Origin of the sequence: Lactonifactor longoviformis DSM 17459, from assembly GCF_900129135.1 — a bacterium.
Taxonomy (GTDB): domain Bacteria; phylum Bacillota; class Clostridia; order Lachnospirales; family Lachnospiraceae; genus Lactonifactor; species Lactonifactor longoviformis.
Genome location: NZ_FQVI01000026.1, coordinates 1 through 18665 on the forward strand (window position 1 = coordinate 1; position 18665 = coordinate 18665).

Consider the following 18665-nt stretch of genomic DNA (forward strand, 5'->3'; position numbering starts at 1 on the left):
TATCACCGTATTCGTATGTGCATATGGAAACAGTGGAAGTTACCCAAAACAAGGAAAAGAAACCTTATGAAACACGGAATACCCGAATATTTTGCACATCAGGCGGCAAACAGCCGCAGGAAATACTGGTATGTATCGGGAATGGGAGCGGTCAACAGAGCATTAACAAAAGAAAGATTGATAAACAGTGGCTTCTATGATTTAGCCACTGCCTATCAGTCTGTGCACGTCAACTATTGAAACCGCCGTGTACCGAACGGTACGCACGGTGGTGTGAGAGGACGGGAGTTAATCACTCCCTCCTACTCGATTTTATTTCCCCATAGTTTGTTTTAAATATATGTGATAAAATTTTACATAATAAAAGGTAGGAAATGGATTTTAAGGAGTAAGGGAGATGCTTAGATGAAAAAGGTTGTGGTAGGGGTTGTGCTGCTTTTATATTTATCTCTTCTCACCGGCTGTATGGAGGATAAGCATTCAGATGATAGCGATGTAACCGGAGACCCGGGGTATACGCAGTTAACACTATTTTCTGATGTAGAATTTTGGAGGCCTCCTGCCTGGGATGTTACAGAGGGAACGATCACAGGGGATATCTCCCGGAATACGGGGGTTACCGTGGATGTTACTGTTCCTGCCCGGGATGCAGACAGACAGCTGAGTCTTATGTTAATTAATAATGATCTTCCGGACATAATTTCTATAACTGATCCGACAGTTTTGGGACAGCTGGTAACGTCCGGAAAGGTATGGGACTTAGGTGAGTTCTTCCAAAAGTATAAGCCGGATTCCCAGTTTTATAAGAACTTCCCTGAGGACGTGAAAAAAGAATTGGTTAAGCGGGATGGGGGCTGGTATGCCATTCCTTCCCATATGGAGTCCCGGGATTCCTATAAAATCTGGAAACCCAGTTCACAGTATTATTGGGATCTGATAAATTATGAGGATCCGTACACGATTATATGGAATAAGGAACTGCTGGGGCAAATAGGAATGCATCCGGATGAATTGAAGACGGAGGAGCAGATTCTTTCAGCTTTTGAGAAAATAAAAAATACAGGGACTGGGGCAGACGGAAGTCCGGTTATCCCTCTTTTAATTGATGGAGATGCGTACCAGGAGAGTACTCTATCTTTTCTGGAAACTACATATGGAGGAGAATATGTGGATGAGGATGGGAACTATAAGGATATTATGCTTCAGCCGGAGACAAGGGATGCCCTGTACTTTATTAATAAGGCAGTAAGGGCGGGATATATGGATCCGGGGCAGCTGACTATGGATAATGATCAGATTCATAATTTAATGGTAAGCGGAAGGGTTCTCTGTTTTATTGGAAATACTGCGAACACAGGGGCTGATTCCAGACTGTGGGTGTCTTCGGGTCCTATCCGGAAAACTGAGGAAAAACGTCCGGTTCACGGAAAAAATATGAGGGCTTCCACCGGGTGGATTGGAACTTTTATTTCAAAAGACTGCGAACATCCGGAGGAGACAGCTGACTGGATTGATTATATGACCAGTGATGGGGGAATGATGCTGTGGGGCTTTGGATATGAAGGGATTCATTATACCCGCGATGACGAGGGACTTGTAAGCTGGACAGAGGAGGGGGATGCCGCTACAAGGGAATATTCTAAGACTGGTGTGTGGGCTTGGTGGATGTTTGCTAATACTGCCTGGCAGAGAAGCGTAATGGCCCCGCTGGAAGAGGGAACAATAGCAAGAGCCCAGGCAGAGCTTACTACTGCCTATGCCAAAGATAAAGATACGGTTACTTTTGACAGTTCCCTGCTGAGCGGTCTGACAGAATCTCTTCCCCCCAATAGTGATTATCTTAAGATGGAGGGGGATATCAGGGGCTGGAAAAAAAACCAGATTCCCATGATACTCTTAGCTGCGGATGACGAAGCGTTTGACAAAGAGTATGAGACCTTTATAAGAAGGATGGAGGAACTGGGTATATATGAACTTGATGCTCAGAAAAATATGAAGTATAAAGAAAACTGTGCGGAGTACGGCCGAACCATTACAAAAGTGAATTGATACCGGACAAGAAAGGAAGCAGAGAGTGTTAGAAAGATTAAAAAAGAGCTTATTTCTTCAGCTGATTGTGCTGACGGTATTTATGATGGCGATGCTTTTAACAGCTTTTATCGTTACGAATCAGTATATAGAGAGAACCATAAGAGAGAATACTCTTGAGGCAAGTAATAAATTCTTAGACCAAGTTGCCGGACAGGCGGAGGAGTACTATGATTCTGTAAATCATGTGGCCACCACCATGGCATATTCGCCCACGGTATATAGTTATTTTACGATGGATGCCGTTGACAGAGTGCTCGCTATGGAAAATGTATCTTCTGTCTTTTTAAATACCGTTCTTCTGGAAAAAGACATTTCAGAAATATATCTGTACGACATGAGTATGAATCGGATTGCCAGTATGGGAAAAGAGCGGAGTGAAACGGATGAGATGCAATTTATTCATGTTTTAAAGAAAAAAATAGAGTTCAGCAATATTTTTTATCTGCAGCAGTCTAAGGCACCTTACTATGTGATCTATTTTCCTGTGTTCGATCTTGACAGCGTAACGTACGGAGAGCAGATAGGAATGTGCGTGCTTGTTATGAAGACGAATAATTTTACAAGATATCTGGAGCATGCTCCGGTTACCGGAAAGAGCCAGGTTTATCTGGTAGACGGAAGCGATAAAATTATGGCATCGGTCGGCGGCATGGAAAGCGGGAGGCTTGAACGAAGCAAAATGGAGTCCTCCTCAGAATATAGTGTACAGGTAAAACCGCTGAAAATGGACGGATGGAGAGTTGTCAGCCGAATATCCCTTTCAGACCTTTCCGGTAAGATGAACAGTCAGTATTCCTTTATAGTACTAGCATACGGGATGGCGTTTGCAGTGCTGGCGGGACTACTGTATTTTTCCTATAAGAATCTGGTGCTGCCTCTCCGGCAGGTGGACAACTTTATTCAGAATATAGTAGCAGAGCCCAAAAATCGTCTGATTCCCCGGAAGGAGAATGAGATAGGAACAGTGGTGCGTAATTTGAATACAATGTTAGACGAAAAAGAACAGGCAGCCGGAGAGATTCAGGAAGCGCAAAGAAAGAGATACGAAGCGGAACTGGCAAAAAAGCAGCTGCAGGTGCTTGCCTATAGAAACCAGATTAATCCTCACTTTTTATACAATACCTTTGAATGTATCCGTTCCATGGCCCTATACTATGATGCAGACGATATCGCAGAGATTACCATGGCGCTGGCTAATGTTTTCAGATTTGCCGTTAAGGGGGATAATATTGTTTCCGTGGAGGAGGAGGCTGCCTACATACGGGAATACGCTAAGATAATTCACTATAGATTCATGGACAGGATCAAAGTCATTACGGATATGGAGGAAGGAGTTAAGGAGAAAAAGGTAATTAAATTGATTCTTCAGCCTTTGGTGGAAAATGCGGTGTTTCACGGCCTGGAACAGACGATACAGGGAGGTGAAGTTTATGTCAGAATACGCCAGCTGGAGAATGACAAACTGCTCTTTATCGTGGAGGATAATGGATGCGGCATAGATCCCCAAAAATTGCAGGGGATCAGAGAGGGACTGGAAAGGCAGGAGAATCAAAAAGGGATTGGAATGCCTAATATTTACCAGAGACTGTTTCTGTTCTACGAGGGGGAAGTATCATTTACCATAGAAAGCGAACTGGACAGAGGTACAAAGATAACGATTATAGTGCCGAACAAGGTGAAAACACAAGGAGGAGAAAATGTATAAAGTATTTTTGGCGGATGATGAAGTGTGGATCACAGTGGGACTGAAGAAACTAATCCAACGCTCAGGGTTGCCCTTTTATGTAATGGGGGAGGCTGCTAATGGCGTTACCTCATTAGAGGAAGTCCGTACAAAAAGGCCGGATATACTGATTACGGACATACGTATGCCAGGATTAAGCGGCTTAGAGCTTTTAGAGAAAATAAACGAGGAAGGACTGGGAACGAAGGTGGTCCTTATCAGCGGTTATGCGGAATTTGAATATGCCAGAGAGGGGCTGAGACAGGGGGCTTTTGACTACTTATTAAAACCCATTGAACAGGGAAAGCTGAATGAAGTATTACAGGGGCTTCTGCAGAAAATACAGGCAGAGAGAGGAGAACAAACTGAGGCTGAACCTGACGAGGAGTTTAACCCTACTATTATCAGGCGGGTTGTAAAGGAAATACAGGAAACGTATCTGTCGGATGTGTCCTTAGGTGATTTGGCGGAAAAGTACGGGATCAGTATCAGCCATTTAAGCCGTTTGTTAAAGGAAGAACTGGGACTTTCCTTTTCAGAATATCTGGCGTCCAGAAGAATGCAGAAGGCTAAAGAACTTTTAAAGGATGAGACTTTGTCTGTGGAATCCATAGCAGAATCGGTAGGATATCATGATTATTTTTACTTTACCAGGGTATTTAAAAAAATCACCGGTATAACCCCAAGTAAATACCGCAAAACGCTGTGAAGCATTTATAGATGACTGGTCGTCTGAACAAAGAAATAATTACAAAAAATCGGAAATAATTGCATATGTATTTGGGTTAAAGCTTTTTATAATTAAAACATGAGGTACATTGGTCTCATAATTATAAAAAGCTTTTTTTATATCGTAAATAAAATTACAATAATCGTATAAAAACAAACATTACAGATTTTAAAATTAAAAATCTATAAATATTGAACATAATAAATAAATATACAGATATTTTATTTGCTATTCTTTTGGTATAGTATACAATAGGAGATTTTGCACAAAATTTTCTAAAATAAAATAGCTGTTTTTTTATTGCACGAAATGAAAATAGAAAGGGGGGAAATCTAACATATACAGCTTTTTTAAACAGGAAAATTAGGAACAATCAACTGGCTATGTAAAAGGAGAATAAGAATGAAGAGATTAATAGCGTCGATGCTGGCTGGGTGTATGCTGACCACCACAGTTCTTACCGCGTATCCGGCCGCAGAGGTAAGGGCGGCAGAGCTGCAGACCCAGGAAAACGAAATTGTCCCGGAAGAACAAGAACCTGCCGGGGAGGTTACAGAGGATACGGCAGATTTGCTGACAACAGATGCCGGGGATTCCCTCGAGGCCGGTAAAATATTGGATATGGAGTTTGAAGGAGATACTGCAAATAACGCAGGGGATAAGGAGATAAGCCCTGCAGTAGAGTCCGGAACTCCGGAGTACGTAACTGGTCATGACGAAACCGGTCAGGCTATAGAGTTAAATGGAGCAAAGATAAGTCTGGGGAATTCAGAAAAACTCCAGCCCAAGGATTTGACATTATCCTTTTGGGTTAAAGCCCCGGAAGGGGGATATCAGGGAGAGCAGATTCTCCTGTGGTGTAAGGAACAGTCTTCCTGGGACAAAGATGGATGGTATCTCACCCTGAACTTACATGGGGCCGTAAACCTGATGATAGGTAAGTCACATTTGGGATTTACGGGCACCACAAAGCAGTTTTTTCCTGAAGGAGAATGGGTTCATGTGGTAGCGGTCTACAGCAGTGAAACAAAAGAGATTGATTTTTACCGAAATGGGATAAAACAAACTACCAATATGAAGACAACCGGAGACGGTGTTATCAATCCTACAGAAGGTAATAAATACGTTGGAAAAAGCGGATATTCCCCCAGCAATATGACAGGGGCAATCGACGATCTGCAAATTTATAACGCTGCGGCTACCCAGGAGCAGGTGGAAGAGCTTTGTGGTATTCATGCGGAGGAGAAGCTGGCAGAAGCTGCTGACGCATTAGAATTGGGAGACAACAATCAATTATTCTACGATACTACCCTTCAGAGCAAGGGGCTTTGGGGCAGCAATATTACCTGGAGCCTGAAAGAGGCGTCAGAGGCTGTATTTGTAGAAAACGGAAACAAAGCCATAGTCACCAGGGGGAGCGAGGATATAGGTGCTGTCCTGGTAGCAACCATTTCCCTGGGGGAAGGCGGAACGTCGGTGGATAAAGAATTTGACATAACAATCCCCAGCCAGAAAAGGGAGTCTGTATCCAAAGCGGTAACATTTAACAATGTAGTACTTAAGGATAAGTTCTGGTCTGCACAGCAAAAGCAGTTTTTGTGTAAGGTAATCAATACAGGGATAACAAATATTGAGGCATACAGGGGAGGCATAGATAATTTGAGAAATGCCGCTATAAAAAATGGCGCCATTGAGCAGGATGCTTCTTACGATCCCTGTTTCCGATCCGGGGAAAAGCAGGATGGCTATGCGGACAACCTGTATTTCCTGGATACCGATCCCTACAAAATGATCGAAGCCATGAGTTACGCCCTCCAGATAGACCCTGCGGGGGATGAGGAAATTATTGCCCAGCAGGATAACTTCAGAGATAAACTGAATACCTGGATTCCATATATTGAAGGCGCTCAGGAGAAATATGAAGACGAAAGCGGCGCTCCCGCGGACAATGAGGCAATGGGCCAATACGACGGGTATCTGGACACGTATTTTACGCTGGATATGGCGTCTAACCCTAATCGTCCCGCAAAACTTACGAACTTTCATGATCACGAAATGTATTGCTTCGGCCATTTCTATGAAGCGGCAGTGGCATATACCCGTGGGACGCAGTATGAAGACTTAAGACTATTGGATGTTGCTGTAAGGAATGCGGATATGATGAACCGCCTCTTTGGCCGGGGAAAGTGGGAATCCTATCCGGGACATCAGGAGATAGAGCTGGCATTGGTTAAACTTGCACAGGTATGCCAGGAAGTCGGAGAGAGGAACGATGTAGACTATGCTTCCAAAGCAACAGATTATGTCAACCTGGCAAAGTTCTTTTTGGATAAGCGGGGATACGAGATGACTCACGGCGGTTTCGTGGATGGATTCGCAAACGATCCTTATTACAGACAAAACCATGCCCCTGTCGCCGAACAGACCACAGCCGTTGGACATGCGGTAAGAGCTATGTATCAGTATACCGCCATGACAGATGTGGAGACATTAATTGACAGTGATACTTACGACAATGCACTGCATTCCATCTGGGATGATCTGCAGACAAAGACCTATGTAACCGGAGGTATTGGATCAAAGGGCGGAAGCTCTTCCTCGGAAGGCTTCGGTGACTCCTACTACCTGCCCAATAACAATGCGTATGCGGAAACCTGTGCTAATATTGGCAGTATGATGTGGTCACAGCGGATGAACCTGCTGTACAGTGACAGCAAATATATTGATACCCTTGAAACTGCATTGTATAACAGTGTGATTTCTGGCGTTAACTTTGACGGAGATAAGTTCTTTTATCAGAATCCTATGAGCAGTACTGGCAATTTAGGACGTTCCCCATGGTTTGGATGCGCTTGCTGCCCGCCTAACCTGATGAGGACAATAACGGCACTTGGCGGATACATCTATGCGCAGGATGGTTCCAGTGTTGCAGTCAATCTGTATATCGGAAACGAGGCAGACATCACAGTGGGAGGACAGGATATAAAGCTGTCTATGGAAACCGATATGCCATGGTACGGAAACGCCAAACTTACCATACAAAATGCAGAGAATGCTGCTTTTGCACTTAAACTGCGTATCCCCGAGTGGGCTGCTGGTGCAAACAGCATTTCTGTAAACGGTGAAACTATTTCCTGCGGCGGGGATTCTCTGGATAAAGGTTATGCGGTAATCAGCAGAACATGGAATACCGGGGATATCATCGAAGTTACACTGCCCATGGAGACAGAAAAATATCATTCAGATGAACGCGTTGCCTCCAATAAGGGATTAGCGGCAGTAAAGCGGGGCCCCATTGTATATGCTGCAGAAGGCAAAGATAATGCCTTTAAAGTAAGCAATGCATATCTGGGTAATTCTTTCAAAGAGGAATTGGTAGATAATGTACTTACCAATGATGACTCCAGCCAGCCCAACAGCTATGGTACGAAAAGAGGGCTTGTCATTCATGCAGACGGGAGTATCTATACGTCTGGGGCAAAAGAGGATGCAGAGTGGACTTTTATTCCCTATTACGCATGGAATAACCGTGGTTCAGATACCATGCAGGTATTTGTAAGAGACCAGGATGCGTTGTCACTGGAGCAGCAGGCAGCTGTGGATACCATATATTACAATCCAAAGTTCAACCAGATTGACAAGATAAACGATGGTGATGTAAAGACCTTCTGGTGCTGCTGGAAGGAAGGTGAGGTATTAAAAGACCCATGGGTGAGTTATACTTTTGACAAATACATTAAAGTGAAGGGCTGCATTGTTAATTGGTATGATGACGGAGACGGCGCACAGGTGCCAAAAGGTCTGAGAATAGAGTATTTGGATCGAAATGGTGACTGGAAAGAGGTTTCCCGGACAGAGGACTATACAGAATTCGTAAAGGATCAGGATAATCGGTATGAGTTTGATGAGGTAGTAACGAAAGGCCTCAGGATGACCATGCTGAATGAAGGCAAGTCTTCTGCGGCCATCAGGGAGTGGAAACTGGATGCGGATACAGAGTTTACAGGGCTTGAGGAGGCAATGGAAGTTCTGGAAAAGATAGAGGCCCTTCCGTCTGTAGAGGAGGTTACATTAGACGATAGGGACAGTGTCACTGAAGCTATGGATAAATTCGAGTCACTTAGCGATGAGCAGAAAGCTCTCATCGGGACAGAAATGCAGGAGAAGCTCACTGCTCTGGCAGACAAAATTGAGGAGCTTGAGAAACCGGATATTAAGGAGCCTCATTGGGAAAAAGATCAGAATGGCTGGTGGTATGACAATGGGGACGGAACACGGCCGGCTTCCGAGTGGAAAATAATCGAGGGAAAATGGTATTACTTTAATCCGGATGGATACCGGATGTCAGGCTGGATCGATGACCATGGTACTTGGTTTTACTGTAACCAGGACGGAATAATGCAGACAGGCTGGCTGCTGGAGGGAAAGACCTGGTATTACTTAAAAGGCAATGGAGCCATGGCAACAGGCTGGCTGCAGTTAGGGAATACCTGGTATTATCTGAAGAGCAGCGGAGGCATGGTAACAGGCTGGCTGCAGTTAGGGAATACCTGGTACTATCTTAAGAGCAGCGGATCCATGGTAACAGGCTGGCTGCTGGAGGGAAAGACCTGGTACTATCTGAAGAACAGCGGAGCGATGGCAACGGGGTGGCTGCTGGACGGAAAGACGTGGTATTACCTGAAGAGCAGCGGAGCGATGGCAACGGGGTGGCTGCTGGAGGGAAAGACGTGGTATTACCTGAAGAGCAGCGGAGCGATGGCAACGGGGTGGCTGCTGGACGGAAAGACGTGGTATTACCTGAAGAGCAATGGTGCGATGGCAACCGGTTGGGTGAAGGTATCCGGAAAGTGGTATTATCTCCGCGACAATGGGGCAATGGCCAGTAAGACCTGGATTGGAAATTATTATGTGAATGCTTCCGGTGTCTGGACAAAGACGCGATGATCGTTAGAAAGGAGTATATAATGAAAAGAAAAAAGTATGTGCGGTTTTTATCTCTGGTACTGACTTCTGCATTGGTTGGACAGACAATGCTTATACCTGTCTGGGCAGAAGGTGAAAACGGGGAACAGGTGTCTGCCCACAATGAACAAATGCCTGATCCGATTTTTGAAATGGATTTTGAGAGTCTTACTGAAGAGACAGGCACAGAAGTAACAGATTCATTTGCCGCAGGAGAACAGATGGTCACAGTCCACGATAAAGTGACAGTCAAGGAAGGTTATAACGGCGGCAAAGCAGTTCTCCTGGACAATACCAGCGGAAATACCGGATATTTAACCGTACCAAACACAGATGAATTGAATCCTCAGGATATTACCGTATCTGTATGGCTTAAACGTACTTCGGGCACAAATAAAGAGGGCAGGGTACTCTGGAACAAGGAAATGAAAGAGACTGACAGAGATGCGTGGAAGAGCGACGGCTGGTTTCTGGGATGGACAAGCGGAGAAGCCATGGCATTGGTTACAGATGGGGCTAACATGGCGGTTCAGAAGGGAAATTCTGAGGAGCTGCTGCCCAAGGATAAATGGACTAATATTACAGCAACATTTGACAGTGCCACAGGGGAACATATCATCTATAAGGATGGTGCAGCGTTTGTGAGCAATACTGTGAGCGGCGCTTCCATTACAAAAAATATGGATGCTGCAGAACTGCTGATTGGAAAATCAGGTTATGGAGACGCTGGTATCGGCTGTGTGTTAGATGACATACGCATATTTGATCAGGCATTGTCTGAACAGCAGGTAGGAGAGATTGCCGGACTCGGAGACACGGATTATGCAAAACAGGATGCAGAGAGTATCAATATTCCTCAGAGGGTTACAGAAGACTTTTTGCTGCCTCTGGAAGGAAAGAGCGGTTCGTCAATTTCCTGGGAATCTTTTGACGAGGCTATTAAAATTGACGAAGGCGGAACCGCCGCAGTAACAAGAGGGGAAGAGGACAACCTGGTAAAGCTGACTGCAACTGTCACATACGGAACGGCAACAGAGACGAAAGACTTTGAGGTCACCGTAGTAAAGGCAAACCAGCCGGTAGAAGGGCTTAAGAAGTTAAGCTCAGATGAGATCCTGAATGTAGGCGGGACTATTGGGGCAAGGCTCGAGGATGCTGCAAATGTTTATGGAATGGACTTCCTATACAAACAGCGAATGCAGATAAGTCTGGACGAATACAAGAATCACAGTCATTCTCACTGGAGATGGCTGGAAGGTGAGCAGCCTGGAAAATGGCTGGAGGCCATGGCAAATTATAAGTGGCTGGATAAGGATGGCGAGATAAAGGCGGCCATCACAGATGTGGTAGAACAGCTTGCGGCAACTCAGACTGTGGAGGACAAAAGCGCAACCGGATACAATCAGTTTGCAGGATATCTTGGCAATTCTACTGCAAGTCTCCGAAACAGTTCTCCGGTAAAGGGAATGGATCCGTATGAGATGTATTCCACATTAAATGGACTGATCAATGTATACGAGAAATACCGGGGAGATGATACTGCTTTAGCGGATAAGGCTCTGGATTGTGCAGTAAAATTGGCCGATTATCTGGTGGCAACCATCGGTGACGAACATACAAAGGTATGCTATCAGGATGGAACGGAATCCAATATGAATAAAAAGGAGTTCTGGCCGATAGTACCTAACTATGGCACGGATAATGGAGCAACTGTCGCTGGTCATGCCGTTCATCAGGGTTGGGAAGGTACTTTGCTCATAGATCCAATCATGAAACTGGCGGGCATTGTGGAAGACGGGTCTAAGTCAGGGGCGTATTCTCAATGGACAGACTGGACCATCAGCAATATTGACAAATGGGCATCCAGCTATAATGGATATGGAGATACCCCATATGCGGATCTTGACAAGGTAGCATCCGGAGAGATGGGAATCGATGAGATACAGCATTATGTACATGCCCATACGTTCCAGATGAATTTCTTGGGATTCCTGAAGAAATACCAGGAAACCGGGGATTCAACATACCTGGATAAGGTAGTGGGAGCGTGGAAGGATATTACAGGCAGGCAAATGTATATTACTGGGACCGTGTCAGTCGGCGAGCACTATGAGGCGGGCCACAATCTTCCCAATACAGGTAGTGTGGGGGAGACTTGTGCTACAAACTCATGGACACTGCTGAATAATAACTTATTTGAACTAACGCAGGATGCACAATATCAGCAGATAGTAGAAAACGTTCTTTTTAATCATATGTTCGCTACGTCCACTATCGATGGAGATGGATATAGTTATCACAGGGCCCTGAACGGTAAGACAGAATTGTTTTATACAGGATTCAACTCTGCCGGTGTTGATGGCGTTAACTTTCCGGACTGCTGTTCGTCATCTGGCATGAGGATGCAGTCATATATACCATATTATATATACTCGAAATCAGATTCAGAGGTTTATGTCAATCAATTTATTGAGAGTGAAGCTAATATAGAACTGGGCAATGGCGAGATTATGCATTTGAAACAAAGTACCAACTATCCCGAGGATGACAGCATTCAATTGGAAATTATGGAAGGTTCTACAGCAAACACTGTGAAAGTGAGAATCCCTGACTGGGTGGAGAATCCGACCATTCAGGTAAACGGCGAGACTGTTACAGCAGCAACAGCTGGAGAATATGCCGTACTCAATGTCGCAGCCGGAGATATCGTTGATATTACTTATCCCTCCAAACTAACCTGGGTGCAGGGGGACAACTCTAACGACGGGCTGTGGGCTATGAAGAAAGGTCCAATGGTATACTGTATGGATTCCGCGTTTATGAGCAAGGAGGAGTCACAAGCAGCCTTTGGTTCAGATGTGGCAAAGGTTACTAACAGCGGTGTAATAAATCCGGAAAAGGGAAGGGCTGTTGAGGCAGCGGAGGAGATTAATTATGACGATCCCCGTATCTTCGGGAACGGCTATAAGGTGAAGATGTATACACCGCTTGGAGAACAAAATGTTACGGTAGTTCCATTTGCCAATGCCGGGCAGTGGTACCGATATGGGGAAGAGGCGCCGGGCGCCTTTGGAAAGAACTACAAAGCTTCAACAGAATACCCATATGCTATCTGGATGTCTGCAGATATGACCGAATACCCGGATATGCCTGAGGAAGAGACCCGGCCGGTAGTTCATTATGACTTTGACAGCGTGGAAGGCACAACTGTAAAGGATATTTCAGGAAATGGCCATGATGCAGTACTTAAAGGCGGGGCGGCAGTATCAGAAAAAGGAAAGCTTGGATCAGCCGTAACATTAAATGGCACTAATTCGTATATACAGATGCCGGAGGATATTATTTACGGCCTGTACAATATGACAATTACCTCTTGGGTAAGTCCGGATGAATTGGGCAGCTGGGTAAGACTGTTTGACTTTGGCAACCCTGGAACGGATCCTCCATATCCGAATCTTTTCCTGACACTGAATGGAAACAATAATACGAGACTGGCCTATGAAGAGGGGACCGGTGAGAGTGACAAATCACATGTGAATACATCAGTATTAAAGACTGGAGTATGGCAGCATATCGCAGTCACCATTGACGGGTCTAAAGCAGCTCTATATATTAATGGTGTAAAGGCGGCTGAAAATTCAGGATTCCTTTTCACTCCTGTAATGACCAGTAAGATGCAAAGCAATATGATAGGAAAATCGAATTACTCTGCCGATAAACTGTACAAAGGAAGTATTGACGATTTCCGTATCTATAACCGTGCTCTGGGTACAGATGAGCTTACTGCCCTAGCGGCAGGGGAAGAACCGGTTAGAAAAATCGCCAGTATAGTACAGCCAGATCCAGTGGAAACAACTGTGGGAACGGCACCGGAACTCCCCGGAAAGGTTAATGTAACATATCAAAATGGTACGATAGGAAGAGAAGCGGTTAATTGGGAAAACGTTCCTGAGGCCAGCTACGGAAAGCCAGGAACCTTTGAAGTTAAGGGAACTGTAGGGGAATATGAAGTAACCATTACTGTAGTTGTAAAAGGGAACGGAGGGGAAATCTCCGTAGAATCTATTACTGTCATTCCTCCTGCTAAAACGGAATATGGCCAGGGTGAACCGCTTGATTTGAAGGGGCTTATAGTAAACGCACATCTCAGTGACGGCTCACAAATAGAAATCCAGGAAGGTCCGGAAGGGTATTCTGTAAATGGATATGAACCCAATAAAACGGGGAGTCAAACAATAACGGTAAGCTATCAGGATAAAAAAGCATCCTTCCAGGTTACTGTAATAGCAAACGTGCAAGCCGGATGGGAGCAGAGCGGAAACAGATGGAAATACAGAAATGCAGACGGCAGCTACGTTTCCAATGCGTGGAAACTAGTTGACGGAAAGTGGTACTATTTTAATAAAGATGAATACATGGTGACGGGCTGGCTGCTGGATGGAAAGACCTGGTATTACTTAAAAGACAATGGAGCGATGGCAACGGGCTGGGTGCAGTTAGGGAATACCTGGTATTATCTGAAGAGCAGCGGAGCGATGGCAACGGGCTGGGTGCAGTTAGGGAATACCTGGTACTATCTGAAGAGCAGCGGGGCGATGGCAACGGGCTGGCTGCTGGACGGAAGGACATGGTATTACCTGAAGAGCAGCGGAGCGATGGCAACGGGCTGGCTGCTGGACGGAAAGACGTGGTACTATCTGAAGAACAGCGGCGCCATGGCAACGGGTTGGCTGCTGGACGGAAAGACGTGGTACTATCTGAAGAGCAGCGGGGCGATGGCAACGGGCTGGCTGCTGGACGGAAGGACATGGTATTACCTGAAGAGCAGCGGAGCGATGGCAACGGGCTGGCTGCTGGACGGAAAGACCTGGTATTACCTGAAGAGCAATGGAGCAATGGCAACCGGTTGGGTGAAGGTATCCGGAAAGTGGTATTATCTCCGCACCAATGGGGCAATGGCCAGCAAGACCTGGATTGGGAAGTATTATGTAAATGCTTCCGGTGTCTGGACAAAGACAAGGTAATTATTATATTAATAAAGAGGGATTATTGGTTGATGCTATAATTTAACCTTTCCTATCCCGGAATAAAACATCCCCGCAGGAAGCAGTGCCTTTGCAGCATTGAGTTTCCGGCGGGGATGTTTTAAAGTGACAAATACTACGAAGGATGTAGAATAAAATTTGTATTGAATATAGTTAGGCAGATACAGTATAATTTCTATATCGACGAGTTATCGTTTCGGGGAGGTATTGTCTGCGGATGGATATTCTTACAGAGTTTGAGAAAAAATTAAATGAAAAAGGCTTACATTTGCCTCAGTTTATCAAAACAGAAGTGTCGGTTTCCGAACATCCGGCAAAATCTTTGATATGTACAGCGGGAGATGCGGTTCATAAGATTCAGATATTAGTAAAAGGAGAGCTTATCATCCTGAATTCGTTTTCTGATGGGAAAGAATTTGTTTTTACAAGTGAGAACGACTTTACCTTGCTGGGGGACTTAGAGTTTTTCTCGGGACATATGACGAATGCTTCTTCTGTGCTCACGAATACAGATGTGGTGTTGGTAGGTATTGAATTGCGGATGTTTACCCGGTGGATTAACATGGACAGAAAGTTTTACGATTTTGTAGTGCGTCAGTTGGCAAATAAATGTTATAAGGGCGCCAGTGTTCAGGGAAATATCAAATACAAAAATGCAGCCAGCAGAGTTGTTAAAACTCTGCTGGATATCAGTGTGCCGTTCAAGCGGAATTCGGAGATGCTGGTGGCGGAGTGCTCTCACTATGAGATTGCAAGAATGGCAGGAATGAGTGAAAGAACGGTAAACCGGGTATTCCAGGAATTACAAAAAAGAGAGCTTATCTCTATCGAGTACAGGAAAGTATGCATTGCCAAAAAGGACATAGGTACTCTGATGCAGATGATGTGACAGCCTATTTTGCGATGAGAGGCCAGAAGCTGTGCCCATCAAGGCAATGTTCCAGATGAAATATATCAGCGATCGTGGCAGCGATATCACAAAATCCTTTCCGGGTGCCTAGGTTATATGGGATAATTTTCTCCCCGTAAATGCAAAGAGGGACTTGCTCTCTGGAGTGATCGGTGCTCTTCAGAAAACCAGGATCGCAGCCATGGTCAGCGGTGATCATCAGAAGGTCATCAGGTCTCATTTTTTGACAGAACCGGGCAAGCCAATTGTCAAATTCAGAAAGGGCTTTTGCATAGCCGTCTGTGTTGTTGCGATGTCCATATAGCATATCGAAATCGACCAGATTGACAAAGCACAATCCATGAAAGTTTTGTTCCAGATAATACGATGTGCGTGACATACCCTCCTCATTACCGGAAGTGTAGCTGTATGCAGTCAGGCCTCTTCCGGCAAAAATATCGTTTATTTTTCCGATTCCAATCACGTCTAAGCTGTTTTCTTTTAATAAATCAAGCACCGTGTGGCGCGGCGGATCTAAAGAAAAGTCGTGGCGGTGGGGTGTTCGATAAAAGTGGCCCGGATTTCCCGCGAAGGGACGGGCGACAACTCGTCCCACACTGTTAGTTCCCACTAAAATCCTTCTTGCCATGCGGCAATATTCATAAAGCTTATCCAAACTGACGCAGGATTCATGGGCTGCAATCTGAAAAACACTGTCTGCGCTTGTATAAACGATCAGTTTGTGTGTTTCCAAATGCTGCCGTCCAAAGTCGCGTATTACTTCGGTTCCGGAATATGGGCGGTTGCATAGGATGCCGTGTCCTGTCATCTCACAAAAAGGCTGGATGATATCATTCGGAAACCCCCGGGGATAGGTTGGAAGAGCAGTATGACTGACAATTCCGCAGATTTCCCAATGGCCAATGGTCGTATCCTTTCCTTTGGAAAGCTCTCCCAGACGGCCCACAGCACCAAGGCTTGCATGAGATGATCTCTGCAAATGTACACCATCAATAGTTGGGAATCCTAATTTTGTGAGAAATGGAATGTGAAAAAACGGGGAACCGGATATTGAGCGTAGGGTGTTTGCCCCCGTGTCTCCAAAGTCAGCAGCGTCCTCTGCATTTCCAATTCCAAGACTGTCCAGCACGATTAAAAAAATTCTTCTTATCATATAAATTCTCCTCCTATCCTTTCTCCGGCTTGCCTGAAAGCAAGCCTTTTTATTTTCCTTTTTCAGAAAGTTTCAGCTTGTTTTTCCTAAAAAATAGCACAAAAAAATCCTCGAAAATAGGACATATGGCATAGTTTTGTTCCGAAGGGATGAATATAATAAGGTCAAGCACAAAGAATAATAGAAGGAGGAAGAAATATGAGTGCATTTGATTTATTGGTTTTGTTTGCGTATTTAGGGATTATGCTGTTTATGGGCATAAGGGCAATGAAAACGGTAAAGACGGAAGAAGACTTTATATTGGGAGGAAGAAGTGTGAGCAGCTTTTTCGTACTGCTGTCGATTTTTGCTTCCTGGACAGGATTGTCCGGATTATTCGGAACACCACAGTATGTAAATGTCTATGGAACAGCCGGTGGATGGTGGTGGTTTACATTCCCTCTGGGAGTATTCATCATGGGAGTCACAATGGCAAAGTTACTGAGACGCAGAATGTATATGACGCTGCCGGACATTGTTGACCATAATCATACTTCTAAAGGGGTCCGTATTGCATCCTCTGTAGTGACGGTCTGGAATTACCTGGCTTGGACGGCAGGACAAGTTGCCGGGATTATGCTGGTCATCAGTACATTTACAAATTTGGAGCCGGTTGTGGCAGTAATCATCACATACCTGGTGATCATTACTTTTACAATGCTGGGCGGTTTCCGTGCTGTGGTACATACGGATGCATTTCAGGCAATCTTATTTTTAGTGATCATTGGCGTAGTGATCCCTGTTCTGATTATCAGCCGCTACGAACTGGGTGATATATGGAGAGAAACCTCAAAGATTGACGGATTTTACAGTGTTTTCGGGAATGTACCAAAAGGAACGATGATTACATGGTGGCTGCTCGCCCCGGCAGGGTTTATCGATACGATGGCATTTCAGCGTATTTTTGCGGCTAAGGATGAGAAAACAGCAAAGAAAAGTATCATTAAGGCATTTGGTATGATGATAGTTTTTGGTCTGATATTGATCTTCCTGGGGCTTGCGTCGAAGGTAATCTTACCGGCAGATATCGATCCTGCCAATGCAATGCTGCTTCTGGTGCAGAAGATTCTTCCCAAAGGCTTGTTGGGACTGTTGATTGCGGCTCTGGTGGGAGTTGCGATGTCCACTGCCAGCACCACGCTTTTAGTGTGCTCTGCAACCATTGAGCAGGATATTTTTTCCGTGCTCTGTCCCGGAAAAACAAAATCAAAACTGAAAATGCATAGAATATTGGTGCTGATAGTGGGACTGCTGGCGCTCACATTGGCTTTAAAAGTACCAAGTGTGACATCAATACTGATGTACGGATATTCCGTATATGTACCCGGCCTTCTGCTTCCTGTAATAGCTGGAACATTTGAATGGAAGATACCGGATAGATATATGCTGGGAACAATTATTTGCGGCGCTGTATCTGCAATGATACTGATTCTTCTTGGGGAACCATTCCCGGCGTCATTAGGCGGTCTGCTGCTCTCTGCGGTTCCCTTTGCTATAGGCTTGCTCCGGGGACGGGCAGAAGGAATGAAGAGAGAAAACGCGTAGAGAAAGGATGGAAAAACAATGGAAATTACCACACTCGACAAATTAAGCGGGGAGAACCAGGAACTGGTACAACAGGCAATGGAAGCACGTAAGAATGCGTATTCTCCATATAGCCAGCATTTGGTGGGAGCTGCAGTAAGAAGCAGATCAGGAAAGATTTACAGAGGATGCAATGTGGAAATTATAACCTTACAGATGAGTACACATGCAGAAAGGAATGCGGTCATGAATATGGCGATGCACGGGGATCGGGTGATCGAAGCAGTGGTTTGTTACGGGCCATATTCAGGAGTACCCTGTGCGGAATGCAGACAGGTCATATGGGAATTTTGTGATAATAATCCGGAGGTGTTGATCATAGGAGCCACTACAGAAGGAGAAATTGAACTGATGACAATCGGTGAAATTTATCCGTATGCATATGGGCCTGCGACAAAAGGAATTGACTGCAAAAAGTATTAGAA

General features: G+C 45.0%; 10 protein-coding genes. 9 read left to right on the forward strand and 1 reads right to left on the reverse strand.

Going from position 1 to position 18665, the window contains the following annotated elements; translation table 11 throughout:
- Positions 1–66: 66 nt before the first annotated feature.
- The 7 genes from BUA56_RS17945 to BUA56_RS17975 all read left to right on the forward strand — a co-directional run bounded on the left by BUA56_RS17945 (position 67) and on the right by BUA56_RS17975 (position 15443).
- Positions 67–240, forward strand: coding sequence for a hypothetical protein (locus BUA56_RS17945; RefSeq protein ID WP_341443427.1), 174 nt, complete (start codon positions 67–69; stop codon positions 238–240).
- A 165-nt stretch (positions 241–405) separates the two neighbouring features.
- A complete protein-coding gene (locus BUA56_RS17950; protein ID WP_072854157.1) occupies positions 406–2049 on the forward strand; it encodes an extracellular solute-binding protein in 1644 nt (547 codons plus the stop codon).
- A 25-nt stretch (positions 2050–2074) separates the two neighbouring features.
- The gene (locus BUA56_RS17955) at positions 2075–3796 is read left to right on the forward strand and encodes a cache domain-containing sensor histidine kinase (protein WP_072854158.1); all 1722 of its coding nucleotides are present in this window, start codon (positions 2075–2077) and stop codon (positions 3794–3796) included.
- The gene (locus BUA56_RS17960; RefSeq protein ID WP_072854159.1) at positions 3789–4523 is read left to right on the forward strand and encodes a response regulator transcription factor; all 735 of its coding nucleotides are present in this window, start codon (positions 3789–3791) and stop codon (positions 4521–4523) included. Before BUA56_RS17955 ends, BUA56_RS17960 begins: the two co-directional genes overlap by 8 nt.
- A 423-nt stretch (positions 4524–4946) precedes the next feature.
- Positions 4947–9491 (forward strand): beta-L-arabinofuranosidase domain-containing protein, encoded by a 4545-nt coding sequence (locus tag BUA56_RS17965; protein ID WP_072854160.1) that lies wholly within the window; start codon positions 4947–4949, stop codon positions 9489–9491.
- 20 nt (positions 9492–9511) lie between these two features.
- A complete protein-coding gene (locus tag BUA56_RS17970) occupies positions 9512–14533 on the forward strand; it encodes a LamG-like jellyroll fold domain-containing protein (protein WP_072854161.1) in 5022 nt (1673 codons plus the stop codon).
- Between the two features lie 238 nt (positions 14534–14771).
- Positions 14772–15443 (forward strand): Crp/Fnr family transcriptional regulator, encoded by a 672-nt coding sequence (locus BUA56_RS17975; RefSeq protein ID WP_072854162.1) that lies wholly within the window; start codon positions 14772–14774, stop codon positions 15441–15443.
- 4 nt (positions 15444–15447) lie between these two features.
- On the opposite strand, the gene BUA56_RS17980 is transcribed toward BUA56_RS17975, so the two are convergent.
- Positions 15448–16617: a phosphopentomutase gene (locus tag BUA56_RS17980; RefSeq protein ID WP_187143907.1), complete on the reverse strand. Its 1170-nt coding sequence runs from the start codon at positions 16615–16617 to the stop codon at positions 15448–15450.
- A gap of 198 nt (positions 16618–16815) precedes the next feature.
- Here BUA56_RS17980 and BUA56_RS17985 point away from each other — a divergent pair, with 198 nt between their 5' ends.
- Both BUA56_RS17985 and BUA56_RS17990 read left to right on the forward strand, forming a co-directional pair.
- Positions 16816–18201 (forward strand): sodium:solute symporter family protein, encoded by a 1386-nt coding sequence (locus BUA56_RS17985; protein WP_072854163.1) that lies wholly within the window; start codon positions 16816–16818, stop codon positions 18199–18201.
- 18 nt (positions 18202–18219) lie between these two features.
- Positions 18220–18663 (forward strand): cytidine deaminase, encoded by a 444-nt coding sequence (locus BUA56_RS17990; protein ID WP_072854164.1) that lies wholly within the window; start codon positions 18220–18222, stop codon positions 18661–18663.
- Positions 18664–18665 lie beyond the last annotated feature (2 nt).

Excerpts from the sequence above, each read along its gene's own strand:
- BUA56_RS17945 (WP_341443427.1), top strand. The coding sequence starts at position 67 with ATGAAACACGGAATACCCGAATATTTTGCACATCAGGCGGCAAACAGC.
- BUA56_RS17950 (WP_072854157.1), top strand. The coding sequence starts at position 406 with ATGAAAAAGGTTGTGGTAGGGGTTGTGCTGCTTTTATATTTATCTCTT.
- BUA56_RS17960 (WP_072854159.1), top strand. The coding sequence starts at position 3,789 with ATGTATAAAGTATTTTTGGCGGATGATGAAGTGTGGATCACAGTGGGA.
- BUA56_RS17965 (WP_072854160.1), top strand. The coding sequence starts at position 4,947 with ATGAAGAGATTAATAGCGTCGATGCTGGCTGGGTGTATGCTGACCACC.
- BUA56_RS17970 (WP_072854161.1), top strand. The coding sequence starts at position 9,512 with ATGAAAAGAAAAAAGTATGTGCGGTTTTTATCTCTGGTACTGACTTCT.
- BUA56_RS17975 (WP_072854162.1), top strand. The coding sequence starts at position 14,772 with ATGGATATTCTTACAGAGTTTGAGAAAAAATTAAATGAAAAAGGCTTA.
- BUA56_RS17980 (WP_187143907.1), bottom strand. The coding sequence starts at position 16,617 with ATGATAAGAAGAATTTTTTTAATCGTGCTGGACAGTCTTGGAATTGGA.
- BUA56_RS17985 (WP_072854163.1), top strand. The coding sequence starts at position 16,816 with ATGAGTGCATTTGATTTATTGGTTTTGTTTGCGTATTTAGGGATTATG.
- BUA56_RS17990 (WP_072854164.1), top strand. The coding sequence starts at position 18,220 with ATGGAAATTACCACACTCGACAAATTAAGCGGGGAGAACCAGGAACTG.